The organism is Campylobacter sp. (assembly GCF_052170435.1).
Taxonomy (GTDB): domain Bacteria; phylum Campylobacterota; class Campylobacteria; order Campylobacterales; family Campylobacteraceae; genus Campylobacter_A.
The window spans coordinates 53,651-77,200 of sequence record NZ_JBQNAN010000008.1 but is presented as its reverse complement, the minus strand read 5'-3'; the positions used below and the strand labels follow the sequence as shown (position 1 = coordinate 77,200).

The 23,550-nt window shown below is 46.2% G+C and carries 21 protein-coding genes; 9 read left to right on the top strand and 12 right to left on the bottom strand.

From position 1 onward, the window contains the following. The first annotated feature begins 216 nt into the window (after positions 1-216). Both ACTTJF_RS05025 and ACTTJF_RS05020 read left to right on the top strand, forming a co-directional pair. Positions 217-2,307: a TonB-dependent receptor domain-containing protein gene (locus ACTTJF_RS05025; protein WP_442551023.1), complete on the top strand. Its 2,091-nt coding sequence runs from the start codon at positions 217-219 to the stop codon at positions 2,305-2,307. 32 nt (positions 2,308-2,339) lie between these two features. Beyond that, positions 2,340-3,146, top strand: coding sequence for an alpha/beta hydrolase (locus ACTTJF_RS05020; RefSeq protein WP_442551022.1), 807 nt, complete (start codon positions 2,340-2,342; stop codon positions 3,144-3,146). Positions 3,147-3,388: 242 nt separating this feature from the next. Here ACTTJF_RS05020 and ACTTJF_RS05015 read toward each other — a convergent pair whose 3' ends face one another. From ACTTJF_RS05015 to ACTTJF_RS05005, 3 genes are read right to left on the bottom strand one after another with little or no spacing between them, the layout of a single operon-like run. Further along, complete coding sequence (locus ACTTJF_RS05015; protein ID WP_442551021.1) at positions 3,389-3,916, bottom strand: cytochrome c3 family protein; 528 nt, start codon at positions 3,914-3,916, stop codon at positions 3,389-3,391. Next, positions 3,913-5,676: an FAD-dependent oxidoreductase gene (locus ACTTJF_RS05010; RefSeq protein ID WP_442551020.1), complete on the bottom strand. Its 1,764-nt coding sequence runs from the start codon at positions 5,674-5,676 to the stop codon at positions 3,913-3,915. Before ACTTJF_RS05010 ends, ACTTJF_RS05015 begins: the two co-directional genes overlap by 4 nt. Positions 5,677-5,698: 22 nt before the next feature. Next, entirely contained in the window at positions 5,699-7,123 is a 1,425-nt protein-coding gene (locus ACTTJF_RS05005; protein ID WP_442551019.1) for an OprD family outer membrane porin, read from the bottom strand. Positions 7,124-7,272: 149 nt separating this feature from the next. On the opposite strand from ACTTJF_RS05005, the gene ACTTJF_RS05000 reads away from it, so the two are divergent. Together ACTTJF_RS05000 and ACTTJF_RS04995 are read left to right on the top strand one after the other, a co-directional pair. Further along, positions 7,273-7,944, top strand: coding sequence for a response regulator transcription factor (locus ACTTJF_RS05000; RefSeq protein ID WP_442551018.1), 672 nt, complete (start codon positions 7,273-7,275; stop codon positions 7,942-7,944). Continuing rightward, complete coding sequence (locus ACTTJF_RS04995) at positions 7,937-9,208, top strand: ArsS family sensor histidine kinase (RefSeq protein WP_442551017.1); 1,272 nt, start codon at positions 7,937-7,939, stop codon at positions 9,206-9,208. The genes ACTTJF_RS05000 and ACTTJF_RS04995 overlap by 8 nt, the downstream gene beginning before the upstream one ends. A 774-nt stretch (positions 9,209-9,982) precedes the next feature. On the opposite strand, the gene ACTTJF_RS04990 is transcribed toward ACTTJF_RS04995, so the two are convergent. The 6 genes from ACTTJF_RS04990 to ACTTJF_RS04965 all read right to left on the bottom strand — a co-directional run bounded on the left by ACTTJF_RS04990 (position 9,983) and on the right by ACTTJF_RS04965 (position 15,793). Then, a complete protein-coding gene (locus ACTTJF_RS04990) occupies positions 9,983-10,516 on the bottom strand; it encodes a DUF2393 family protein (protein WP_442551016.1) in 534 nt (177 codons plus the stop codon). Then, positions 10,516-11,043 carry a DUF2393 family protein gene (locus ACTTJF_RS04985; protein WP_442551015.1) on the bottom strand — a complete coding sequence of 176 codons (528 nt, stop codon included), beginning with the start codon at positions 11,041-11,043 and terminating at the stop codon, positions 10,516-10,518. Before ACTTJF_RS04985 ends, ACTTJF_RS04990 begins: the two co-directional genes overlap by 1 nt. Before the next feature lie 79 nt (positions 11,044-11,122). After that, complete coding sequence (hisIE, locus tag ACTTJF_RS04980) at positions 11,123-12,007, bottom strand: bifunctional phosphoribosyl-AMP cyclohydrolase/phosphoribosyl-ATP diphosphatase HisIE (RefSeq protein WP_442551014.1); 885 nt, start codon at positions 12,005-12,007, stop codon at positions 11,123-11,125. A 740-nt stretch (positions 12,008-12,747) separates the two neighbouring features. Then, entirely contained in the window at positions 12,748-13,851 is a 1,104-nt protein-coding gene (locus ACTTJF_RS04975) for an SPFH domain-containing protein (protein WP_442551013.1), read from the bottom strand. Between the two features lie 8 nt (positions 13,852-13,859). Next, positions 13,860-14,774, bottom strand: coding sequence for a branched-chain-amino-acid transaminase (gene ilvE, locus ACTTJF_RS04970; protein ID WP_442551012.1), 915 nt, complete (start codon positions 14,772-14,774; stop codon positions 13,860-13,862). Positions 14,775-14,953: 179 nt separating this feature from the next. Beyond that, entirely contained in the window at positions 14,954-15,793 is an 840-nt protein-coding gene (locus ACTTJF_RS04965; protein WP_442551011.1) for a DUF3737 family protein, read from the bottom strand. A gap of 80 nt (positions 15,794-15,873) precedes the next feature. Here ACTTJF_RS04965 and ACTTJF_RS04960 point away from each other — a divergent pair, with 80 nt between their 5' ends. Continuing rightward, positions 15,874-16,038, top strand: coding sequence for a hypothetical protein (locus ACTTJF_RS04960; protein WP_442551010.1), 165 nt, complete (start codon positions 15,874-15,876; stop codon positions 16,036-16,038). A 149-nt stretch (positions 16,039-16,187) separates the two neighbouring features. Here ACTTJF_RS04960 and ACTTJF_RS04955 read toward each other — a convergent pair whose 3' ends face one another. Further along, entirely contained in the window at positions 16,188-18,035 is a 1,848-nt protein-coding gene (locus tag ACTTJF_RS04955) for an aryl-sulfate sulfotransferase (protein ID WP_442551009.1), read from the bottom strand. Positions 18,036-18,276: 241 nt separating this feature from the next. Here ACTTJF_RS04955 and ACTTJF_RS04950 point away from each other — a divergent pair, with 241 nt between their 5' ends. From ACTTJF_RS04950 to ACTTJF_RS04935, 4 genes are read left to right on the top strand one after another with little or no spacing between them, the layout of a single operon-like run. Next, the gene (locus ACTTJF_RS04950) at positions 18,277-18,933 is read left to right on the top strand and encodes a thiol:disulfide interchange protein DsbA/DsbL (protein WP_442551008.1); all 657 of its coding nucleotides are present in this window, start codon (positions 18,277-18,279) and stop codon (positions 18,931-18,933) included. A gap of 12 nt (positions 18,934-18,945) precedes the next feature. After that, positions 18,946-19,569, top strand: coding sequence for a protein-disulfide oxidoreductase DsbI (dsbI, locus tag ACTTJF_RS04945; protein ID WP_442551007.1), 624 nt, complete (start codon positions 18,946-18,948; stop codon positions 19,567-19,569). A gap of 39 nt (positions 19,570-19,608) precedes the next feature. Continuing rightward, a complete protein-coding gene (locus tag ACTTJF_RS04940) occupies positions 19,609-21,258 on the top strand; it encodes a sensor histidine kinase (RefSeq protein ID WP_442551006.1) in 1,650 nt (549 codons plus the stop codon). 1 nt (position 21,259) lies between these two features. Continuing rightward, a complete protein-coding gene (locus ACTTJF_RS04935) occupies positions 21,260-21,940 on the top strand; it encodes a response regulator transcription factor (protein WP_442551005.1) in 681 nt (226 codons plus the stop codon). A 391-nt stretch (positions 21,941-22,331) separates the two neighbouring features. Here the strand turns inward: ACTTJF_RS04935 and ACTTJF_RS04930 are convergent, their stop codons facing one another. Beyond that, positions 22,332-22,853, bottom strand: coding sequence for a hypothetical protein (locus ACTTJF_RS04930; protein WP_442551004.1), 522 nt, complete (start codon positions 22,851-22,853; stop codon positions 22,332-22,334). Then, on the bottom strand, positions 22,853-23,506 hold the full coding sequence (locus tag ACTTJF_RS04925) for a thiol:disulfide interchange protein DsbA/DsbL (protein ID WP_122863395.1): 654 nt from the start codon (positions 23,504-23,506) through the stop codon (positions 22,853-22,855). The genes ACTTJF_RS04930 and ACTTJF_RS04925 overlap by 1 nt, the downstream gene beginning before the upstream one ends. Positions 23,507-23,550 lie beyond the last annotated feature (44 nt).

The window sequence follows — 23,550 nt, the reverse complement described above, 5'->3', positions numbered from 1 at the left end:
GCTTTGACTGCGGGATGGATAAAATTTCAAATTTAGCATCCTTTTATAAGCTTTAAAAAATGCCCCAAACACATCTCTTTAAATTGACCGCCGAGCCTTTAGCGGCAAATTCTATCTGTATACGATAATTAATATTAAATTTATTCCATATTAGTTATTATTCGCGAAGAAAAATTGATAACTTAAATCAATATTAAGTATTCCAAAGGATTTTATATGATTGTTTCAAAAAATAAAGCTTTTGCGTCTATCGTTTCGCTAGTATGCGCAATAAATTTACAAGCCGTAGATAATATAAATTTAGAAGAGGTCGTAGTCACTGCTAGCGGTTTTTCGCAAAGCATTAAAAACGCACCCGCCAGCATATCAATAGTAAAAAATGACGACCTGGCAAAAGATAGCTTCACATCGCTTCACTCTATCGCCTCAAAAGCTCCGGGAGTTAGTGTTATAGGGGGCGAGGACGGACCCGCCAGCGGTATCTCGATCCGCGGCATGGAAGGTTCGCAAACGCTAGTTCTCATAGACGGCAAAAGAGTAAATTCAAGCGCGGCCAATCCAAAAGGTGGCGCCGGCGATATGAACTCAAATTTTATCCCGCCGGTTGAGGCGATAGAGCGCATCGAGATCATCAGAGGACCGATGAGCTCGCTTTACGGTAGCGATGCCGTGGGCGGAGTCATAAATATCATCACGAAGAAAAATTTCGATAAATTTAGCGGCTCCGTGAGTATATCCGGTATCGCGCAGGCTCATAGCGGCATCGGCTCGCAGCGCCAAGCGGACTTTTATCTTAACTTTCCGCTTCTTAACAAATACCTCGGCCTTCAGCTCTGGGGCTACAAAAAATTACGCGATGAGGATAGCTATCCGGGCGGCTATCAAGAAAGCGATAAGAAAAACTTTAGCGCCAAACTATGGATCACGCCCGACGAATACAATAAATTTTATATCCTAACCTCCCAAGAACGCCACGAATACTCTAGGACCGTCGGCAAGACGGCAACCGTAAGGACAAACAGGCTGCTAAATAGCTACGACTATAAAAAAGATAGCTACGGAGTAGGATACCTGGGAAATTTTGAAAATTTAAATGCCGACGTGAGCTACATTTATGACCAAACGAAGCGAACGAGCCTCTTTGATAGCTTAACGCCGGCCGATGTCAAAAACCACAACTTTAACTCCAAATTTAGCACCTTCCTAGATTCGCATACGCTAACTTTCGGCTATGATTTCAGTAAGCAGACGGTTAAAACCACATTTATCGTATCAAATTCAAGCAGAAGCGTGCTGCGAAACCCGAAAGCCTACTCCATGAAAGAGCATGCGGCATTTTTAGAAGACGAGTGGGAAATTTTAGACGACAAGCTTTATTTGACGCTGGGCGGCCGCTTCACGCATAACGAATTTTTCGACGATCATCTCTCGCCGCGTGCGTATCTAGTTTACAATCTAAGCGACAACTGGACGCTAAAAGGCGGCGTAGCGACAGGATATAAGACGCCAGACGTCAATCAAATCTCGCCGGAAGTCGGCACCATACAAGGCGGCTGGAGGATAGTAGACTTCGGTAACGCAGACCTAAAACCCGAAAAGAGCCTAACTTATGAAATCGGCGCTTACTACGATAGCGGCGACGATTTTAGAGGTTCGGTTACTCTATTTAGAAACGAGTTTAAAGATAAAATCCTAGATACCGACGGCAGCAGCATAAACCGTATTCCGGCATTTGGCTCATGCGCTACGGCTCCGCACGTAAACTGCCCGGGCTGGGGAACTTACTTTAACATCGACGGTGCCGACGTCTGGGGCATCGAGCTTAGCGCAGACTACGACATACTAAAAAATCTAAATTTGCGCGGCAACTACACATACAACAACTCCAAAATCAAAACCGGCGACCCGACGATCAATACCCCAAACGGCCCGGTCAAATTTAGCCAGACCAATCTTAGCCGACTAGATGGCAAATCTCTGACCGCAACGCCCGAGCACGCGGCAAATTTGACGCTTACCTATAAGCCTATCGCAAGCGTTAGCACCTTTGCCGGGGCAAACTACGAGAGCGAGCTAACCAGCGTCAAATTCGGTCCCGGCAATAAAGTAAGCGAAAACGACAAAAAGCTTTTTACTGTCGATTTGGGTGCTAGCTGGGAGGTAAATAAAAATTTAAGCTTAAATTTGACCGCCTACAATATCTTTGATAATATCCGCTACGACGAGGGGATGGCCGATGACGGCAACTACTACTGGTATCCTGAAGAGGGCAGGAGATTTTGGTTTAAGGTAAGCGCGAAGTGGTAAGGATTGTTAAATTATTTTTGGGAGCTTTGATTATGATTGCTGCAGCCAGCGCAAAGCCTACTCAGTACATAGAGCCGATAGATGAAAGCGTTTATCGGCTTTTTGATGTAAAATACTCCATGCTAGAAAGCGCGGACGGAGAAATATATAAAATTTTTCAAGCCGTTCCGAAAAACCGCAACGTTTATCCAAAAGCGATTTTTATGCTCGATGCGAATGCGCAATTTTCCGTGTTGCTTAATTTATTTAAAAATTTTACTTCTAGCGGTAGCGTGCCGCTTATCATAGGCGTCGGATACGATACGCCGCTAGCTTACGATACCGCAAGGCGAACAAAGGACTTAACGCCGTTAGCCCAAGGTGGCGAATACGAGCAAGGCGGCAGTGCGGACAAATTTTATAAATTTATAAAAGAGAGACTAATACCGTTTGTAGATAAGGAATACGATATAAAAAATAGCGAAAAAATATTTTACGGCCACTCTTTTGGCGGACTATTTTTAGTTTATTCGCTTTTACAAAACGACGGTATATTCGATGAGTTTTTTATAGCTTCTCCGTCTCTTTGGTGGGGAGATTCAAAAATTATAAAGGAGGCCTTAGATAACGACGGCAAACTAAAAATTAGATTAAAGGCGAGCTTTATAAGACTTAGCGTAGGAGAATTAGAAAAAAGGGCGGGCAAAACAGACAAAGAAAATATACTAAAGGCGGCAGATCTAGCTGAAATTCTAAAAAAGTCGGGCGTCAAATACGAATTTAAAATCTATGAAGGGCAAGGACACGGCGACGTAATACCGCTAGTACTAAAAGATATCGTAAAGCATGTAAGCAAATAATTTAAAGACATTGGTTAAAAGATTTTAGAGGCTATTCTTTTTTAATATCTAAAAGCAAATTTTCCCATAAACCCAAATTTACCTTAATCTAATATACAATCTTAAAATCACGGTACCATATAAAAATACCAAAAGTATACAACCTGGCTATATAGCAGCTTAGATTTATACAGTTTAACTTATCTTGAGCCATTTATATTTACAGAGGAGATAAATCCGCCACAAACGAGGCGGATTAAAGATTATTTTTCGCTAGGCGGATACATCTTCCAGCTACTATCTACCTTCCAGTCTATCGGGTGGCAAGACATACAAGTATTTAGCTTTTGCGGATGATGCACGGCGTGGCATGACTGACACTGAAGCATTTCGTTGTCTTTATTGTGAGTGCCTTCATGTGGGTTAGATGGGCCGTAGTGTGCGGTCTTTTTCCTGATATCAGCTATCTTGTGACAGCTGGTGCATTGCTCGTTAGTAAAGCCCCTTTGTTTTGTTGGTGTCTCAAAGTCGCCAGTTGCATACATTCTAACCTCATTTAGCTGCTCACCTATAGTTGGAGTGTGGCAGTCGTGGCATGTTACATTTGCGTCGTTATGCTTTTTAGCTAGCAAATTTCCCTTTGTATAAGAGTCGTACTCTGGCTGCATGTTGTGACATATGATGCAAAATTCAGCCTTGTGGCTGGCCGCTTCTATCTGATGAAAAGCTATAAAGCCAACGATAGCAGCTACTATTAGCCCTATTGTCGTATATTTTTTTCTCTTGCTCATGCTTGTACTCCTTTTGCGTTTGCCGCAGCTTGATAACCAGCTAAACGTCCATAGCATAGACATGTTCCGTGGCTAGTGCCAGCTAAAACTACTGGATAATCACCCAAAAAGCGTCCGCCCATAACATTACCGCAGGCATAAAGTCCCGAGATTTTGTTATAGTCGGTATCTAGCACATTTGCGGTACTTGGCTCTACGGTAAAACCTCCCATAACGACTAAGCTAGCACCTACGCCCATCTTACCAGCGTAAAATGGTGCATGGCGGACTGGAAACATCCTTTTAGCTATCTTGCCAAAGTCATCATCGTAACCTTTGTCGCATAGCTCGTTGTAACGTTTTATGGTGGCTAAAAACTGCGTTTGCGCCTTTTGGTTATCAGGATATAGCATACCGGCAAGCTCTTCTATGCTGTTTGCTTTAAAGACATCAGGCATTGCTTCAAGATCTTTTACTGATATATATGATGTTTTGCCTATCGCCCACTGGCAGTCAGGTGGAAGCTTTGGATTGTCTTCTGGTGCTACGCAGTGATTGACGCTGCCGTGTGATACACCCATTAGGCCTACTTGCTCTGGAAATTTAGAGTCAAATACCTGCCAGCCAAAGCCTCCCGGTTGGCGAGAGAGCGGTTGGGTGACTTGCTGACCACTTAGATCTTCGTTTGTAAAGCGCTCTCCATTTGCATTTGTTAGTAAAAATGCATCAACGCCAAGCGGTCCGCCAAGTGTGTGAGCGACTGGTGCATGAGGTCCATCTTCTAGCTTTGCGCCTATCCATGAGCCAAGCTTGTGTCCGTCACCTGTATTTGTAGGGTTGTTTTTATAGTCCTTATTTGGAAATGGACAGAAGAAATTTGCCACCCATGGCACAAATGTCTTTACCATTTCGTGATCGTTCATATAGTCCCCTGTGGCTAGTATCACTGACTTAGCATTTATCTTGATATATGAGCCATCAGCCATATCTTGAGCGATCGCTCCTTGCATCTTGCCAGTTGTTTTATCACGGAGTAGTTTTTTTGCGCGAGTTTTAAAGATATATTTTGCGCCTTGTTTTATAGACTTTTCATAAACTAGCTCCATCATTGGCTCTTGGCTAGGCAAAAAGGTCATAACAGTTGGGTAGCTTGGGCTGTTTTCTTTGCTTGGGTCGTATCCAGCTGGGAGCGGATAGTGCATAAGTATCAAATTTATCTTGCTTCTATCAAGCTGTGTGTCGGTCTCTCTCATAAAATTTATCGCAGGAGCAAGCTCTATCATCCAGTCGAAGTCCTCGCCGCTGTGATCTGCCCAGTAGTTCCACACACGCTGATCGGCACGGTATCCCATTTGTTTTAAGTGTTCATTAATAGCTGCGTGCTTGTCATATTTGATACCAAGCTCTCTTTGAAATTTATTGCCTAGAGTGCCGTACTGACCGCTTCTAACTTGAAATCGACCGGCTTTTTCCAGAACGATGACTCTAGCACCTTTTTCAGTAGCAGCGCGTGCAGCGTGAAGTCCTGAAACGCCGGCGCCGATGATAAGAACATCGGTTTCAAGCGTCTCTTTTATATCTTTGTCTGAAATTTGCGGCTCGACGCCCAGCCATTTTGGCACTTCAGGGGCTTTTGCGACTTCCTTTTTTGGATGGATGAGATGATTGTTCGGGTTATCACAGCCTGTTAGTAGCGCAGATCCAGCCACAACCGAGCCAAGCGTGAGCGCTCCGCTACGTTTTAAAAACGAGCGGCGTGATAGTTCGTTATTTTCTACCATTTTATACTCCTTGCTTCAAATTTTATTTTAATATATCAAAGTCGTAAGAGGCTCTTAGCCAAAGCTCTTCGTCTCTTGTCTTGCCGTTAGAGCCGCCGTTGGTATACTTTAGCTTTCTATCCATAGTTTCATAGATAGCTGATAGTTTTAGACCCTTAACTGCAGGGACTTTGTAGGTTACTTGCACGTCCCAGCCCTCTACGTCTATCCTAGTTCCCGGCGCTTGACCGTGTAAGCCGCCTGATCTGACGTTGCTGCCGTTGCGCTGTTTGCCATACCAGTAGTCAGCGTCTACTCTAAGACCCTCGACGCCTACGTTGCTAAAGTCGTAGCCTGCGCTAAATTTATGTAAATTCATACCAGCAAAATTCATAAATAAAAATGGACCATAGATCGGAGTAGCCGTAAATGACCCAACGTCGTTTCCTATGCCTTGAAGCGCCATTTGATTTTTGCTAACGGTTGAGTATGCGTATCTAAGATCGACGCCGTAAGCATTATAAAGCCCTATCATGCCTGCATAGTAGTTGCCGTTAAAGTCGAAATTCTCTTTTAAAGTACCGTTTGTTCTTGAGCCTTTATACATAAAATCTATGCCGACTACCGCGTTTTCAAAAAGCGTAGGCGTTTTGTAGCCAGCTGCTGCGAAGTAGAAATTTATATCGCCCTTTGAATTAGCCGCGTCGTCGTATTCAAGACTAGATACGTTTGCATAACCAGCCGCGAGCGAGACGCCGGGAAGGCCGCTATATGTTACAAACGAGTTAAAGATGTTGTCAAATTTATAAGCGTAAGGCCCAAAGCCGCCGATGATAACTCTATCTTTAAATCTTGGTGCGCCGTGATCGCCGCCCGTTACGGCGCTTGATCTGCCGGCAAATTTCCAAAAGTCGGCTAGGCCGATAACGGTATCGATGCTATCAAGCTTTATCCTAGCGCTCACGCCCTCAAATGCCTCTTTGTAGCCCACGTCCGTGTTTGTAGCCACAAGCGGCGGCACTAGGCCTGTGTATTTTGAGTTGTAGTACTGACGGCCGATTTTAAGGTCGATATATTCATTTTCATATCCCAAGTAGGCTTCTGAAAGAGCTATGCCTTCGCTATTCCAGTCGTATGCAAAATAATCTTTTGCAGCCTTTGATGGACCGAAATTTACCAAACCCTGAGCCGTAAGACCCAGCCTAAAGCCGTAGTATGAGCCGGTTAAAAATCTAAGCTCGGCACCGAGGCCGCCGATATGCTCGCGAATTCTATTTGTTCTGCTAGCCGGCGGGAAGTACTCGGTCGAGTCCATATCGTAGTATGAAAATACTGTCGCGCCCATCGTGCTTGCCTGCAAAGCCTCCACCAAACTTTCATTTGCACTTGCACAGGTCGTCATAGCCATAAGCGCAGCCAAGCTAAGAGCAAATTTACTCTTGTCCATCGTCAAAAAACATGTTTTCACCTTAACCTCCTTTAAATTTTTGCACCATCATCTTTGGATTTATGAGCGAAATCATAACACGTAGGCCTATCAAAAACGGTAAGATTTTGGTAACATTAACTAAAAAATATTTTTTAGTTTTAAATTTTAAATTTGATATAATCACTGCCATGATAGAAGTTTTACTTATAGAAGACGACTTTGAACTAGCCGAGCTTTTAAAATTTGCATTGGCAAAAAGCGAGATTGGCGTAACTATAGCTACAAATCCGCTTAAAGGGCTTGAAATTTTAAACGAAAAAAATACTTTTGATGCATTGGTACTTGATCTTGGTTTGCCCGACATGGACGGCCTTGAAGTATGCAAGCACGTAAGGCATAGCTACCCGTCGCTACCTATCATCATCTCATCGGCTCGCAGCGAAACGCTAGATAAGATAAAGGGCTTTGAGCTTGGGGCGGATGACTATATGGCAAAGCCGTACGAGCCTATAGAGCTTGCATTTAGGCTAAGGGCGATACTTCGCCGAGGAATACAAACTAGCAACGACTCCAAAACCTTTTGCGTCGATAAACAAAGGCGTATCGTCATAAAAAACAAAGAGGAGATAGCGCTAACGAAAGCGGAATTTGACATCTTTATCTACCTTTATGAAAAAGAGGGGATGGTTATACCAAGAGAGGATATTTTGTTAAATTTGGGTCAGGCGAAATTTCAAAGCGGGCTAAAAAGTATCGATGTGGCCATAGGACGGTTGCGTCAAAAAATAGGAGACGATCCTAAAAATCCGCGATTCATTCACCCCGTGCGCGGTATAGGGTATAAATTTATCAATGCGTAATATATCCATAATCAAGCTAATATCTTTTTTCTTTTTTGCTGCATTAGTTGTCGTAAATTTAGCATTTTTCATCGAATCAAAAAGGCAGGTAAGAGATGCGGAGTACCTTACTTATGAGCGCTTTATGTTGGGTATGCGTATACGAGGACAAGTAGAAGGTAACGCAGCTAAGCAGCTAGCGCAAATCGGCCTTAAAAATAGCGAACTTGATCCTACTAAGATCAGGCAAGGCGGCGAAAAAATTTTTAGCGACTCGTATACCGATATGATAAGGTATAACAAAAAGTTTTATTTTGTACCTAGATTTTCTTCTATAGATCCTAAAATGTTTTCGCGCATTATGGATGCGGCAGGGCTTAATATATCAAGCGAAGATGACATTGCAAAAAACGATGTGCCTTTAGAAAATTTAGAAGAAATTTCTTCGCATAACATTTGGATACTTTGGCTTATAGTAAATATCGTAATGGCGGCCTTTTTCATAGTCGTCTTAAAAAAATTGCTGAGACTCAGAAATTTAAAAAATATGATAAGAAGAGCGGGAGAAGAAGATAAATTTAAACTGCTAAAAGTAGAAGCAAATGATGAAATAGGCCAAATCGCTAGCGAATTTAACACGACGATGCAAAAAATAGATGCGATAAAACAGGCCAGAGCGCTATTTTTACGCAATATCTTGCACGAATTTCGCAACCCGATAATGAAAGGGCGGATCATGGCGGATATGATAGCCGAAATCTTACAAGACGATAAATTTAAAAGTAGATTAAAACAAATTTTTATAAGGCTTGAAATGATACTGGGCGAAGTCGTCAAAGTAGAAAAACTAGTATCCAACGAATGGGAGCTTAAGAAAAATAAACACCGAGTCATAGACATCGTCGATCACTCGGTAGATATGCTTTTACTAAAAGACACGAGCCGCATAGAAGTGCGAGCAGATGGGGAAATAAGCGCGGTTGAGGTTGATTTTGAGCTTTATGCGACCGGAGTTAAAAATTTGATCGATAATGCCTTAAAATACTCTAGCGGCAAAGTCCTTGTAAATATAGATAAAAACGCCGTCTGCATAAGCAGCACGGGAGACGAGCTTGAACCGGAAAGACTTGATTTTGAAAGAGCTTTTAACAGAAAAGTAGAGACGTCAAATTCAGGACTTGGCCTTGGGCTTTATATAGCAAATCAAATTTTTAAAAAACACGGCCATACCTTAAAATACAAGCACGAAGAGGGTAAAAATAATTTTCTGATTTGTTTCGCCTAACTCCTAAATAAATTAGGAAAGTATTTGTAAATTTGCATAATCAACAAAAAATAGTAAAATTCCAAAAACAGACAATGATAAATTAGAATTTCAAAGGGACAAATTTGAAGATAAGCGGGCAAATAAAAAATACCGATAGTTCAAACTATCCAAATTTTAATACAAAATTTGCGAGAGATTACGATAAGAAGCCACTAATTATCAAAGATTATAATCCCTAATTTGCTTTCATAACTTCCATAGCATCTGTGCCGTTGATAATTTTGATGTTAATTTATTTCCCGACTAGCGAAGAGAAAATCATAAAGGCTCTTTTTTGCACCCCACTTTTGATTTCGCCTATCGTATTTGAGTATTATAGGCTCGTTTGCTTTAAGAACGGCAAAATCGAGTATCTCGTAAATTCAAACGCAGCAAAAAATCAGCAAAATCTCAGACATAAAACGAACCGCCGACACTAGATACGAGTATTTCCAGCGCACTCCGCTAGTTTGCGCGGCACTGATCTTTGTTTATTTGATTTTAGGCTGCTTAGTGGAAGGGATGGCGAGGTTTGCCCTGGCACTGGGATTTATCTTTTTATGCGTTTTTGTTTCGTATTTTACGGCAAATTTGCTCAAAATTTCATAAACATACTGCCCAAAATAGACTCGCAAATAAATGAGTCAAAAGCGCATTTCCTTAGAAAACTTGGTAAAAATATCGACAAGGCGGGCATAAAAATTTTTATATTTTTTGATAAAAAGTAGAGCATTCGGGCAAATTTGCCCGCGCCTACCTGCACTCCAGCTTCGTTATCGTTTGGGTATTTGCGAAGTACGACGGATACGGCATCGAAACGCTAAAATTTCGTATTTGTTTAGGCGCGATATTTTTAGCGACGCTAGCGGTGATCTCCGCGACGTTTGAGCGTTCGTCGCCGCGCGAAAAGAGCGATAATCCGCTAGGCTTAAAGATAGAGCCGGCGATCGTCTCCTTACTCACGGGGTTGTTGATGAGTTTCACGGTCAGATCGCAGTTTGCGATGCTAAACTCGCCCGTATTTCGCAGCGAGCCCTTAAACACGATGGTTTCGTTTCTTAGCACGCGGTGGCCGGAAAACTCCATGAGCACGGCCTTTTTGGTGTATTTATCCACGATCATCATGAAAAAATATCCAAGCATCAGCGTAGATACGACGTTTATCGCGACGTAAATTTTAAAAAATTTCGGGTTTTTTTCGCCGCGTGATATCAGCGCAAAAAGCATCGATAGTAGCGCCAAAACCGCAATCGCGATGAAGTGAAATACGTTAAAATACCCTTCCATCAAAAACACTCCGAGCTTGTCGTGACGTTGTAGTCCTGTGCGCGAAAATTATTTACCGCGTGCGTGATCTCGCGCGTTGTATTTACGTCTAGCGCGTCTTTTAGCACGATATTTTCTCTCAAAAACGGCTTTAGCTCGTTTGCGTATCGGCGTAGCGTATTGCCCGAGTTTTTATAAAAGCTAAGGCCGATCTTGCAGTAGTTAAACGGCTTTTTCGAGAGGTTTGTTAGGCGCAGATCCACAAGCAGCGTGTTTGAGTACTCAAGCTGCTTGGTTGAGACTAGCTCGAGCGAGCGGGTTCGCAGATTTTCGTCTAAAAGCTTAGGCATAAAATACGCCCCGCATCCAAGTCCCGCTATAGTGACGATCATCAGCGCAAAGCCCGCAAAATAGGACTTTGACGCGATATAAACGCAAAGCGAAACGAGCGCTAAAAAGGTCAAAAACATCCAGATATAGGCGGCAAAATCCACCCAGCTAAGGTGCGTCAGATAGAAATTCAGGCCTTGTTTTAGTTCATTTATCATCTTGCCTCTTTGCTTCGTTTGCCTTGCGGCGAGCCAAATTTGTAGTCCGCCTGCATAAAGCGTGCCAAATTTGACCGACCTAGCCTTTTCGCGAGTTTTTTTCCTCGATACCGCTTAGTCCGAAACGGCGCGCGAGCTCGGCTTTGATGCGGTCAGGGTGAATGCCGTGCAGCGCCAGCGCCACTAACGAGTGAAAGCATAGATCGGCCGCCTCGTAGATGATCTCCTCGGTCGGCGTTTTTGGCTTTTGGTTTTGAGACGTCTCGGTTTGGCTGTTTTGATTTGCGGCGTTTTCGTTTGAAATTTTAGCGAAATTTTCGTTTTGGTTTTGGGTCAAATTTGATGAAATTTGACCGCCGTTTGCAGCAGAGTTAAACTGCGCAGTTTCGTTTTTGCGCGCCGAGGCGTCCTTGCACGCCATCACTAGCTCCGTAGCCTCCTCGCCGACCTTTTTTAGGATCGCGTTTTCGCCCTTTTTAAACAGGCTAGCGACGTATGAAGTCTGCGGATCGGCGTTTAGCTTGCGGTCTAATATCGCGTGATAAACATCGTCGATTATGCCGTAGATCGGCTTTTTGGCTTGGTTTAAATTTTGCTCTTGCATCAAATTTTGCTCGTCGGCGCTGGTTAAATTTGACTCGCCGCCGTCTCCAGAAATCTTTCTAAAAAAGCACGATTTTGCGCCGGTGTGACACGCTACGCCGCCGTTTTGAACGACTTTGAGTAAGATCGTATCGTTGTCGCAGTCGAGGAAAATCTCATCTATCGCCTGCGTATTTCCGCTCTCCTCGCCCTTTTTCCAGATACGGTTTTTCGTGCGCGAAAAATAGTGCGCAAAGCCCGTTTTTAGGCTCAAATTTAGCGCCTCTTCGTTCATATAAGCAAGCATCAAAACCTCGCCGCTCGAGCTTTCTTGCACGACGGCGGGCAAAAGGCCGCCCACTTTTTCCCAATCTATTTTCATTTTATTTCCTTTTCGGCCGCGGATTTGGCTTCGCGCGCAAGCAAATTTTAGCTATACGAGGGATTTTACCGCCAATCGTCTTAAATTTAGCGAATTTTTTAATTTTGCTCGCCGAGACCCACAACTTTATGGTGCTAAATTTGTTTTTCAAATTTGTCGCATCATTAAAAACTATTTTATTTCTTTGTTAAGCGGAAGGGTTTAAATTATATTCCGATTTTACTCTACAGTTTTCTTTTTCTTTCCTTTGGGAGAGGAAGGGGCTTTACTTCGCCTGTGGTTCGTAACTGCAAGCAGAACTACTTACGGTCTGCTTGCAGCTGCTAGCGTAGCGACGCAGAAGCCCTCTCTAACCCCACTGCACGTGAGAAGTTGCTGCGCTATGCGCAGGTTTATCCGGCACTAATGCGCCGCACGGTTTTAAATTTTACAAGGGGGCAAATTTGACGTTTTCAAGATACGGGTCTCGGTGGGTAAAATTTGAAGTTAAATTTATAAATTTAGCCAAATTTGACTTCAAATTTGAGCGTAAAGAGTCAAGGCAAAGTATCGCGAGATGGATTTTTACTTCGCTATGCTCGTAACGCTAAAGCGAGAAAGGGCTTTGCTTCCCTTGCGGTCGCAACCGCAAGCAGAAGCGACGTAAAAATTTAGCGTGGGCTGGACAAGGTAGTCCGCCGAGCTAAATTTTTACTAGCTCCGTTAAAGACGCTCGCGAGGCGAGCCGCTCCAAGCAAAAGTTATTGCGTTATCGCGCTTTGCTTCGCCTTATCCTTCGTATCCACCCAGATATTCGGCACCGCCCCACCAGGCGTTAAAAATATCTTCGCGTCGTTGTTTTCGCGTAGCGCCTCGTTAAATTTAGCCTGCGTCTCGATCTGTTTTAAATTTAGCAAATTTTGATCGAGGCTTTTTGCGACCTCTTTGTTTGCGTAGGCTTGCGCGTCGGCTTCGATCTTAGCGGCATCCGCACGGCCCTGAGCTTCGATGATGGCGGCCTTTGCCGTACCTTCTGCGAGGGCCGCTTTTTTGAGTGCCTCTTGATTTGCGCGCTCTACTTCGTATTTGGTTCGCTCGGCCTCTTGTTTAGCGATTTGTACGCGTTCGATCTGCTCTTTTACCTTTTCAGGTAGGATGATCTCGCGCAGCTGCACGGTTAGCAGCTCGACAGGTTTATTCGGCTGAGCGTCGATGTCCTTGCGGATACCCTCGTCGATAGCCGTGGCTAGGTCGTTTCGCTTCGTCGGAAGCTCCTCGGCGGTGTATTTACCCGCGATACTGCGCACGACGTCGCGCACGACGGGATCAACGATCTTGTTTTCCCAGCTAAGACCCCAAGACGCGATCGTTTGAGGCGCGTTTTCTGGATTTAAGCGGTACTGCACGGTGATGTCGATGCTGACGGGCAAGTTTCTCGCGTCCAAAACGGAGATCGAGTTTTTGCGGATGATGCCGGCTTGAGCCTGCGCTCCGTACTTTTGCGCCGCTTCTCCCATATCTTCGCCAGACGTGTAGTTGATGAGGCGAACGCGCGTATCGACTACGATGACCTTTTGCAAAAACGGGATAAAGAAGTGTAGTCCCGGCTGCATCGGAGACGGGTCGTATTTACCCAAATTTGACTTGATGCCCACTTCGCCCGAGTTTATCGTGACGAAAGGTTGCGTGAGCGCGATCACAGCCACGAGCGCGATGATGACGTAGGCAAAGGCCGAAATTTTGCCGAACCCTTTAAAATCAGGCGTTTTAAAATTTACTTTTGGCCCCTTGCTCTCGCCGCCGTTATCGTCTCCGCCGCCGGAGCCTCGTTTTTTATTAAAATAATCGTTCAAATCTGCTGGCATTTCGTTCCTTAAATGTAAGTTAGCATCGAGGCGTATTTTGGATTGCGTCCGTAAACTACGTCAAAATACGCGTCTTGTAGGCGTTTAGTTACCGCTCCGCGCTCGCCCGCGCCGATAACGCGGTTGTCGATGTCGCTTATCGGAGTGACCTCGGCCGCCGTACCCGTGAAAAACGCCTCGTCCGCAGTGTATGCGCGGTCGCGAGTGATGCGCTCTCTGCGCACTTCGATACCTAGGTCGCGAGCGATTTTGATGACGGTGTCTTGCGTAATGCTAGCTAGGCTGCTATCGTTTGGAGGAGTGATGAGTACGCCGTTTTCCACGATGAAAAAGCACTCGCCCGGCCCCTCTGAGATGTAGCCCTCGCTATCAAGCAGCAGCGCCTCGTCGTAACCCGCCTCTTTGGCCTCGTAGTTTGCCATTTGCGAGCAGAGGTAGTTCGAGCTTGATTTCGCGCGGCTCATTTGGCCGCCGACGTTTAGTTTGGCAAAGCTTGAAATTTTCACGCGGATGCCTTTTTTTAGGCCCTCTTCGCCTAGATACGCACCCCACTCCCATGCGGCGATTGCGGTATTTACGGGAGCTTTAGTGTGAGCTAGACCCATCACGCCGTAGCCTAGATAAACGATCGGGCGTAGATAGACGTTTGATTTAAATTTATTTGCGCGAAGTAGCTCGACCTGCGCGTCTTCAAGCTCTTTTTGCGTGTATTTGACGTTTAGGATCGTCATTTTGGCTGATTTTAGTAGGCGCGCGGTGTGATCGCTAAGGCGAAATATCGCTAAGCCCTTATCCGTCATATAGGCTCTCGTGCCCTCAAATACGGCGTTTGCATAGTGAAGCGAGTGGGTTAGGACATGGACTTTAGCGTCCTCCCATTTGACTAATTTTCCATCCATCCAGATAAATTCGGAAGGGTTCATTTGGCATCCTTTTTTATAAAATTTGCTGAGTGTAGCAAAAATATCTTTAAAATTTAATACTCATCGCCAAATTTAGCCCTACTTACGGTCAAATTTACGCACTTTTTCTGAAGCTTTTTGAGTCGTTTAGGGTCAAATTTGAATATAAAACTATAGGGCGAAATATATGGCAAAAACTGCTATTTTTCTAAAATAATCCTAGTCGCGGCAGGATCTACGCACTCTTTTTGCATTATTATTTCGCCTATCTCCCTTGCCCTTATCACGCCTGAAAGCGGGTTTTTCACGCTAGCTATGCCGCCTAAAATTTCTACGTCCACGCTTGAATACTCAAAGGCTAGCGTGGTATCTAGCGTCCGGCAGCCGCGCAGCACGAGATTTTGCACGTAGCAAAGCCCTTGTAAGCTTTCTATCACGCAGTTTTCAAAGGTCACGTTTTTGCTGTTCCACGCGAGGTATTCGCCGCTGATGAAGCTATTTCGCACGGTCACGTTCTCGCAGTTCCAAAAGGCGTCTTTGCTAAGCAGTTTGCTATCCTCGACGAGCACGTTTTTACAGCCGTCAAAGCCGTAGTTCCCGTCCAAATTTAGTCCGTAAACGCGCACGTTTTCGCAGTTCATCGCAAAATAATCCCCGCGCGCGCAGACGTTTTTTATCTCCACGTCCGCGCAGCTCCACAGCGTCTCCTCGGCTTGGGTCAAATTTACGTTTTCTAGCCTCACGTTTTGGCATCTGCGAAAGGATTTTGGCGCCTGGATTAGCGTATCTTTAAAGCTCACGTCCCGCGCATACCAGATGCCCGCGCGCGCCATCTGCATCAAAAATCCGCCCTCCACGGCGACGTTTTTGGTATACCACAGCGGATATTTCCACTCGAAAGTGCAGTTTTTTAGGCGCAAATTTTGCCCGTGCTTTAGCGGCGACTCGCCTGCTGCGAACCCGCACCGCTCAAACTCCGCGTCCTTTGCGCCAAACATCGCGCGCTCGCCGATAAATTTTTGCTCGACAAATTTTTGCATTTTTCGCCTCCGTCGTTTTTGTTGATTATATCGGTTTTACGGCAACAAGGATGTAAATTTGAAAATTCAAAGCGAAATTTATGAAGCAAACGGGTAAATTTAAGCAGTGGCAAAATCTAGGCGACATTTTACTAAAATCCAAGCGTTCAGGCGTTGCTATTGTCTTTCGGAGTCCTATTTTCCTAAACGCTTGGCAGGAAAAGGTAAGATTTAGACTAGCGCAAAGGATGGAAACGCGAGCCTAAATTTTACCTCTTGCAAGATCGAATTTGATCTAAATTTAAAGCCTGCGACCCGTCAAATTTGAGCGGGCAAATTTAACCCGGCCGCAAGCGCAAAATCCAAACTTACCAAAAAGCGGCCCCGAAGCGCACCGGCCGGGAGCCGCTAAATTTTACTTCTCAAACGCCTTTTCTAGGCTAAACGGAAACGCCTGATAGCCCATCGCATTGGTCATTTTGATTTCGATGCTAGGCTCTTTAGCGCCCCATTCAAACTCGTTGATGTGAGGGCTAGGCACGCCGACCGGACGACCCTTGGCGATGTCAAACTGCATGCCCGCGACCGCCGAGTAGACCATCACGCTATCAAGATCGTCTTGATACTGCGCTAGCGAAGTAACCGAGCTGTACCACTCGCTGCCGCGCTGTTTGCCGTACTCCCAGACCTGCTCGACGGTTTTAGCTTTTTCGTCGATTTTATAGACGACCGCGCGGGAGTATTTCATACCCGCCATCGCAGGCTGCTCCATGCCGCGTGTGTCGCCGTTATCAAATACGGTTAGATAGACGAGCCCTTTTTTAGACTTGCTGTCGATTCGGAAAGCCGTATGCTGCGTCCACTGCCAGTCAAATCCGCCCTTCTCGCTCTCGTAGCCAGGGCATTTTGAGTACTCGTCCTCGCAGACGATCTTTTTGCCGTCTTTATCTACGGGCTGGAGCAAGTAGCCTTTAAACTGATCCTTCCAGCCTTTGTGCGCGCCCATTATCCATTTGACTTTTTTGTCGCGGCCGATCTTGATGACGGCGTCTTGGTGGCGGCTGGAGATGATGATGCTATCGTCGCTTGGATCATAATCCACGCTATTTACGTGCGCCCAGTTGCGTCCAGGGCCCGAACCCACGATGTCGCCCCATTTTTCGTTCGTATCCATCGCGGCTAGCTCGTCCGTGCTCGCGGTGTGACCAGCCTTGCTAGCGTCGATATTTAGGCACACCGCGCCCTGATCGAGCGTTTTTAGCACGATGTCGCGGTACGGATCTAGGATTTCATATAATCTAAAATCATCTACGACGTTGCCGTCTCTATCGACCTCGACAATGACGTCGCGCACGGTGCGGACGTTTTTGCCGTCGGCGCGTTTATAGTTGGCGTTTGCCGCGCGCAGGAAATAATGCCCGTTTTGCGCCACATCTAGCGAGTGCGAGAAGTCGTTGTAGCCCGCAGGTAGCTCGCGGTTAAAGATTTCGCGTCCCATTATGTCGTATTTGGCGTATCTTTGGCCGTATCCCCACGTCATCGCGCCGTCGTCGTTTTGTTTAAAGCCCATCATGACGCCCGCGCTAAAAGGCTGTTTGAGATCGTAAATTTTACTCGGTTCCAGATACCAGCGCACTTCGCCTTTGGTGTCCAGCACGAAGTTGTTCGGGCTATAGTTCCACTCGATCGCGCCGCCAGCCGGGTTGTTCCACACGACTTTTGTGCCCTTGCCGGTTTTATTTACGAAGTTATTTACGTAGTAAAGGCGGTTAGCAAATTTCGCGCTCGGAGCCTTTACGACTTCGATTTTGTCAAACAGCGCGCCCTTTTGAGACGGCATGCCCGAGCTCTCCAAATAGATCGCAGGCGCATAAATTTTATAGCTTTCTTTTACGTGCTCGGTTTGACCTTTATAAATTTTATCGTACTCGACCTCGACGGTATTTTGATAGTCGGGGTAGAGCCCAAAAACAGGGATTCCGCCGTGCGTGCGAAGGTGCTTATCGGCGACCTTATAGCTGATAACTTGACCGCCCGGTTTTGGCACGATAGTGACTTTTGCGTTTGCTAGCGTGTAGCCGCCGTTTTTGATCACCGCCGTTAGAGGCGCGGTGTCGTACGGGTTTACGACCACTTCGCCGATCTTGCCCGGGATGCCGTAGTCGATGTGCGAGCCGCTAGGTCCGCCGATAGCTAGCGCGGCCGTGCTTAGACCGCCGAGTAACGCCGCAGCTAGGGCGACTGACGAGAGAGTTCTTTTCATCTTTTCTCCTTTATAATGATAAATCGTTTCATTGCCGTAATTTTATTGAATATTTCTAACGTAAAAATCACGCTATTATTATAAATAGCTTAAATCCAAAAAATAATTCAAATTTTTATATTTTTCGCTAAAATTTAGCCCAAATTTTACGAATTTAATCTAAAATTTATCTTAGCGTGAGTTTTGCGGCGGCGAGAGGATATAAAATTAACCCAAACGAAATCATTTTAAGGAGCACTCCATGAACCTACTTTCTAAATTTAGCAAAGGCTTTTTAGCAGTCGCGATGTTTGGCGCCCTTAGCGCAGCCGCGTTTACCGAGGGCGAGGACTACGTAAAGCTCGAAAAACCGCTATCAGTCGAGCAAAACACGCTAGTTAAGGTCTTTAGCTACGCTTGCCCGTTTTGCTACAAATACGACAAAACCGTCACGCCAAAGGTCGTAGAAAAGGTCGCGGGGCTAAAATACGTGCCGTTTCATCTAAAAACCAAGGGCGAATACGGCGAGGCGGCGAGTAAAATTTTTGCCGTTTTAGCCGTGATGGACGAGGAAAAGGGCGTAAGCCTACTAGATGAAAACTCGCTGTTTAAAAAAGCAAAATTTGCCTACTACAAAGCCTATCACGATCAAAAGCAACGCTGGAGCGACGGTAAGGACGAGGCTGCGTTTTTAAAGACGGGGCTTGACGCGGCGGGTATCAGCGAAGCGGACTATCAAAAAAAGCTAGAGGATCCAAAGGTCGCCGAACTGCTTAAAAAATGGGCCGAGAGCTACGACGTAGCCAAGATCCAAGGCGTGCCGGCCTTTGTCGTAAACGGCAAATACCTCATCATGACGAAGTCCATCAGCTCAATCGACGGCATGGCGCAGCTAGTAGAAGAGCTGCTCAAAAAATAATAGGGCGCGAGCATGAAATTTGCGGAAAAAATAGCGAAATTCGCAGACAGCCGCCTGCCGTGGGCGATCCTCGTAGCAGTGAGCGTGGGGCTTGTTATCCTCGCGCACTCGCTGTTTCAAAACTACGTATATATGCCGCCTTGCGAGCAGTGCGTCTATATCCGCTTTGCATTTTTGTGCATGGCGCTAGGAGGGCTAGTCGCGATCGTAAATCCCAAAAATTTGCTCCTCGCCGCGCTTGGCTACCTGCTAGCCTTTTGGGGCGCGATCCAGGGCATAATGTATAGCGTAAAGCTCGCCAAGATCCACGACGCCGTACACGGAGACGATCCGTTCGGCGTACAGGGCTGCTCGACCGAGCCGCACTATCCGTTCGGCCTGCCGCTTGAGCGGTGGGCGCCCGATTGGTTCTTGCCTACTGGCGACTGCGGTTACGATAATCCGCTAGTGCCCGAGGGCGTCACGCTAAGCGGCTTTCAGAAGTATCTGGTGGACCTTTATGGGGATGGCTGGTATCTGATCCCATCAAGCAAATTTATGTCGATGGCGGACTGCACTCTCATCGGTTTTGGCGTCTGTTTCGTCGTGCTCGCCGCGATGTTTATTTGCAAAATTTTAACCCTCAAAAAAGCTTAAATCGGTCTAAATTTAGACCGATTTTGCTATACTGGTCGTATGAAAGCCTTACGCGAGCATAATTTTAAAATTTACTTCATCATCATTTTCGCAAGCCTTTCCGTGGTGCTTTTGGGCGTGAAAAACTACGAGGACGCCAAGGCGCAGATCACGGCGCTCGCGGATAAAAACAAGATCGCCGCGAGCGAAAACATCGTCGGGAGCTTCTCGTTTTGGCTGGATGAGCGACTGCACTCCCTGGTGCGCGCGGCTAAATTTATGCAAAACGCAGGCGCGATACGAGACGACGAAAAGCTCGGCGGCCTCATACGGCTTTTTAAAGAAAACTCCGCAGAATTCGACGCCTTACAGTTTTTGCGCGAGGACGGAGAAATTTTCGTAGACGGCAAGGAGCTAGGCGACGACGAGGCGATGCCAAAGAGCCTGCGCACGGGGCTTGTGTGGTTTGAAGAGACCAAAAACACGCTCGCGCCCACGGTAAATTTTATGCAGCGTCATAAAACCTTAGGCGAGCCGACGCTAAATTTATGCGTGCCCGTCATGGACGGCGGCTCGTTTGCGGGGGTGTTTTGCGGCGTGGTGAAACTGCAAAACATACTAAAAAATATGGAAAAATTTAAGCTAGCGCCAGATTCGTACGCCTTCATCGTCACGCACGGCGGCGAAATTTTAACGCCAATGAAGGACGCGGCGCTAAAAAAGCAGATCGAGGATAAATTTAAAGAGCTTTTCCTGCGGGGCGAAGATATCACGAGCCTAAATATCGGATCAAATTTCATCTCCGTCGCCGAGATCCCCACGCTAAACTGGTTCATCGGCGCAGGCACGGATAACGAAAAGGAGCTCGCCGCGCTGCTTAACTCCGCGCTAAAAAACGCCCTCATCTTGCTTTTTGCGTTTGCGGCGCTGGTGCTAGTGGCAAATTTCCTCCATAACTTTATGTACTCAAAAATCAAAAACCTACAAGACGACTACGAGGCCCTGCTCAAGCACAAAGCGCGTATGAGCGAGGCGGGCGAGCTAATCAGCGGCATAAATCATCAGTTTATCCAGCCCGTAAATTCGCTAAATTTGATGATATCAAGCCTACTCATGCTACAAAAAGACGGCAAACTAGACGCCGCGACGCTGGAAAATATGCTGCAAAAAGGGCAGGCTGCGACCGTGCTTTTAAGCGATACGATCGAGATTTTTAGAAATTTTTATAAAAGTAGCGACGCTCCGCAAAAATTTAGCGTGCAGCGCTGCATAAAAGACCTGCTAAAGCTCATGCACACCGAGCTTAGCAAGGCAAACGTCGCGGTAAGCTTGCGCGAGTTTAAAGACGAAGAGGCCACGCAGCGCATGGGCATCGTGCAGCAAATTTTGCTCATCTTAATCCACAACGCAAAGGACGCGGTCGTGGAGCGATACAAAGAGCAGATCGCCAAGCGGCAAGTTTTTTTGGACGTCAAATTTGAAAACGGCACGTGCAAGATAGCCGTCACGGACTACGGCAGCGGTGTGAGCAAGGAGCTTCGGGATAAAATTTTAACCCAGCCAAAAACTACCAAAAAGCAAGGAAGCGGCATCGGGCTGTATTTTGGCAAAAAGCTGGCAAACGAAAAGCTTTCAGGCGACATTAGGCTGCTAAGCGCGGGCGATCCGACGACGTTTGAGCTCGGCTTTGAGATAAATTTAAAGGAGTGAGATGCAAGAGCATTTAAAGCTGCTTAAAGACCTGACCGTCCTCATCGTCGAGGACGACGAGATCGCAAGGGAGCTGCTAATAGGCGGGCTAAAGCCCTACTGCCTAAGCGTCTGGGGCGCGGGCGACGGGCTGGAGGGGCTGGAGCGCTTTAAAAAACTAGCTCCCGCCGTCGTCATCACCGACATCCACATGCCTGCGATGAACGGCTTTGAGATGATGAAGGAGATGATACGCATAAAGCCGGCGCAAAAATTTATCGTCTTTACCTCCTACGACACCGACGACAACCTCATCAAAAGCATCGAGCACGGCGCGGCGTCGTTTCTAAAAAAGCCCGTCGATATCGCCGCGCTCTGCCGCTTGCTCGTGGCTCTAACCTACGAAAAGAGCGAAAAGCTCGTGCGCCTGGGCCCGCAAACGAGCATAAATCTCGCCAAAGAAAAGATCTACAAAAACGGCGAGGAGATTTATCTATCCTTTTTGCAAAACAAGCTCTTTTGGCTCTTTGCCTATAATCTAAACAAGCTCGTGAGCTACGAGATGATCGAGGAGTTCGTCTACGAGGGCGAGCAAACGAGCAAAGGCGCGATACAAAACGTCGTGCTGAGGCTGAAGCGGGAGCTGGGGGTTAAATTTAAAAACATTAGCGAGAGTGGATACATAATGCTAAGCGGCGAATAGCCTAAATTTGGCGGCTTGTCTTTTTCCTTTATGCTTCGTTGAAAATATCGCCGAAGCTCGGTTACATACTACTTGTATGTGCCCTCGCTCGGCTCATTTCCGCCTCGTCTATGACAAAAATACTTCGCCTTGACTTTTTACGTTCAAATTTGAAGTCAAATTTGTAAATTTTAGCTCAAATTTTACTCGTCGAGACCCGCCCCTTGAAAATGTCAAATTTGAGTTTTTAAATTTGTAAATTTAGCAGGATATGAGATAAATATTCAAGACGTCGGTAGGCGTAGTTTTATTAATTTTTGGCGGGTGCGATATGAGCGTATATGAAATACGTGATTGAGCACCCTAGCCAAAAATTATTAAAAATCCGTCAAGCGCGGGGAATCTCAGATTTTTAAATTTGATTGATTTCGCTGCTACGCGCGTTGTACACAAACCAGCTCAAAATCATAACCAAACAAAACGCCCCAAACGCCGCAAAAAACGCAAAATTCGTCCACGCGTAAATTTTGATAAATCCCGCCTCGTTTGCCGCGCTAAAATCAGGCGCAAACAGGCTCGGACAAATTTCGTTTAACGGTAGCGCAAAAGGAAAGCTAATCTCGCTAACGCCGCTAAAATCGCTCGTAGAGTAATCAAGCCCAAATATCACGCCCAAAAAAATCAGGAAAAATCCCGCGAGCTTGACGCCAAATACCTTAGGCGCGCACATCGCCACGCACACGCCAAACGCAGCAAACAGCGTCGCAAAGCGTAGCTTTACTACGAGCGCGTCAGCTACCGCGCCGCCTAAAAACAGCTCGCACAGTATAAATTTGACCGCCAAAACCGCGAGCAACCCCGCCCAAAATACCCGCCTTCTCTGCAAGTTATAAACAAAGCAGACAAAGCCCTTGTTTTCGATATTGTAGTCCATTATTTTGCTAGCAGCTCCTTGACTGCCGCTGCCATCGCGTCTACCGAGCCGATCGCTTTCACGTTGATCAGGTACTTACCGCCGACCACGTATGCGGGCACGCCCTGGATCTTCGCCACGTCATAACTATCGTCCCATGTTTTTAGGATCTCCTGCGCGCGCTCGCTGGCTAGAGCCTTGTCGTAGTCCGCATCGCTCACGCCCGCCGCGCTAAGGGCCTCTTTGATAAACCTAGCCTTATCTTTGCCGCCGTTAAAATCGTCGTCCTTGTCGTGAGTAGCCTTGTAGATCGCAAATTTGGCCTTTTTAAATTTAGACTTGTCGCTTAGCAAACTAACGTCGCTAGCCTCGTCCAAAACGATCATCGCAGCAAAAATTTTACTCGCCGTTTCGCCCAGCTTGCCTTTGGTTTTTAGGTGGTACGGGATAAATTTGACTCCGTCCAGCTCGCTAAATAGCTTCGGCGTGACGGTTCGGTCAAATTTGTAGCAGTGGACGCACTCGTAGCTAAAGACCTTTACTACGCTATCTTTAGGCACGCTTAGAGGCTTTTCTAGCGTCTGATAGTCCGTGCCTTCCTCCAGCGCGTTTGCACCGATGCCGAGCAAGCAAACGGCGGCTAGAGCTCGTATAATCTTGGAGATCGTTTTCATCGAATTTCCTTTACGGTAATTTTTAAAGATTGTATAAAATAAAG

Bases quoted from the DNA above. Each gene is read 5' to 3' on its own strand.
- ACTTJF_RS05020 (WP_442551022.1), top strand. From the start codon at position 2,340: ATGATTGCTGCAGCCAGCGCAAAGCCTACTCAGTACATAGAGCCGATA.
- ACTTJF_RS05010 (WP_442551020.1), bottom strand. From the start codon at position 5,676: ATGGTAGAAAATAACGAACTATCACGCCGCTCGTTTTTAAAACGTAGC.
- ACTTJF_RS04960 (WP_442551010.1), top strand. From the start codon at position 15,874: ATGAAGCAAACGGGTAAATTTAAGCAGTGGCAAAATCTAGGCGACATT.
- ilvE (WP_442551012.1), bottom strand. From the start codon at position 14,774: ATGAACCCTTCCGAATTTATCTGGATGGATGGAAAATTAGTCAAATGG.
- ACTTJF_RS04990 (WP_442551016.1), bottom strand. From the start codon at position 10,516: ATGGAAGGGTATTTTAACGTATTTCACTTCATCGCGATTGCGGTTTTG.
- ACTTJF_RS04925 (WP_122863395.1), bottom strand. From the start codon at position 23,506: ATGAAAACGATCTCCAAGATTATACGAGCTCTAGCCGCCGTTTGCTTG.
- ACTTJF_RS05000 (WP_442551018.1), top strand. From the start codon at position 7,273: ATGATAGAAGTTTTACTTATAGAAGACGACTTTGAACTAGCCGAGCTT.
- hisIE (WP_442551014.1), bottom strand. From the start codon at position 12,007: ATGAAAATAGATTGGGAAAAAGTGGGCGGCCTTTTGCCCGCCGTCGTG.
- ACTTJF_RS05015 (WP_442551021.1), bottom strand. From the start codon at position 3,916: ATGAGCAAGAGAAAAAAATATACGACAATAGGGCTAATAGTAGCTGCT.
- ACTTJF_RS04940 (WP_442551006.1), top strand. From the start codon at position 19,609: ATGAAAGCCTTACGCGAGCATAATTTTAAAATTTACTTCATCATCATT.
- ACTTJF_RS04975 (WP_442551013.1), bottom strand. From the start codon at position 13,851: ATGCCAGCAGATTTGAACGATTATTTTAATAAAAAACGAGGCTCCGGC.
- ACTTJF_RS05025 (WP_442551023.1), top strand. From the start codon at position 217: ATGATTGTTTCAAAAAATAAAGCTTTTGCGTCTATCGTTTCGCTAGTA.
- ACTTJF_RS04950 (WP_442551008.1), top strand. From the start codon at position 18,277: ATGAACCTACTTTCTAAATTTAGCAAAGGCTTTTTAGCAGTCGCGATG.
- dsbI (WP_442551007.1), top strand. From the start codon at position 18,946: ATGAAATTTGCGGAAAAAATAGCGAAATTCGCAGACAGCCGCCTGCCG.
- ACTTJF_RS04935 (WP_442551005.1), top strand. From the start codon at position 21,260: ATGCAAGAGCATTTAAAGCTGCTTAAAGACCTGACCGTCCTCATCGTC.
- ACTTJF_RS04955 (WP_442551009.1), bottom strand. From the start codon at position 18,035: ATGAAAAGAACTCTCTCGTCAGTCGCCCTAGCTGCGGCGTTACTCGGC.
- ACTTJF_RS04930 (WP_442551004.1), bottom strand. From the start codon at position 22,853: ATGGACTACAATATCGAAAACAAGGGCTTTGTCTGCTTTGTTTATAAC.
- ACTTJF_RS04995 (WP_442551017.1), top strand. From the start codon at position 7,937: ATGCGTAATATATCCATAATCAAGCTAATATCTTTTTTCTTTTTTGCT.
- ACTTJF_RS04965 (WP_442551011.1), bottom strand. From the start codon at position 15,793: ATGCAAAAATTTGTCGAGCAAAAATTTATCGGCGAGCGCGCGATGTTT.
- ACTTJF_RS04985 (WP_442551015.1), bottom strand. From the start codon at position 11,043: ATGATAAATGAACTAAAACAAGGCCTGAATTTCTATCTGACGCACCTT.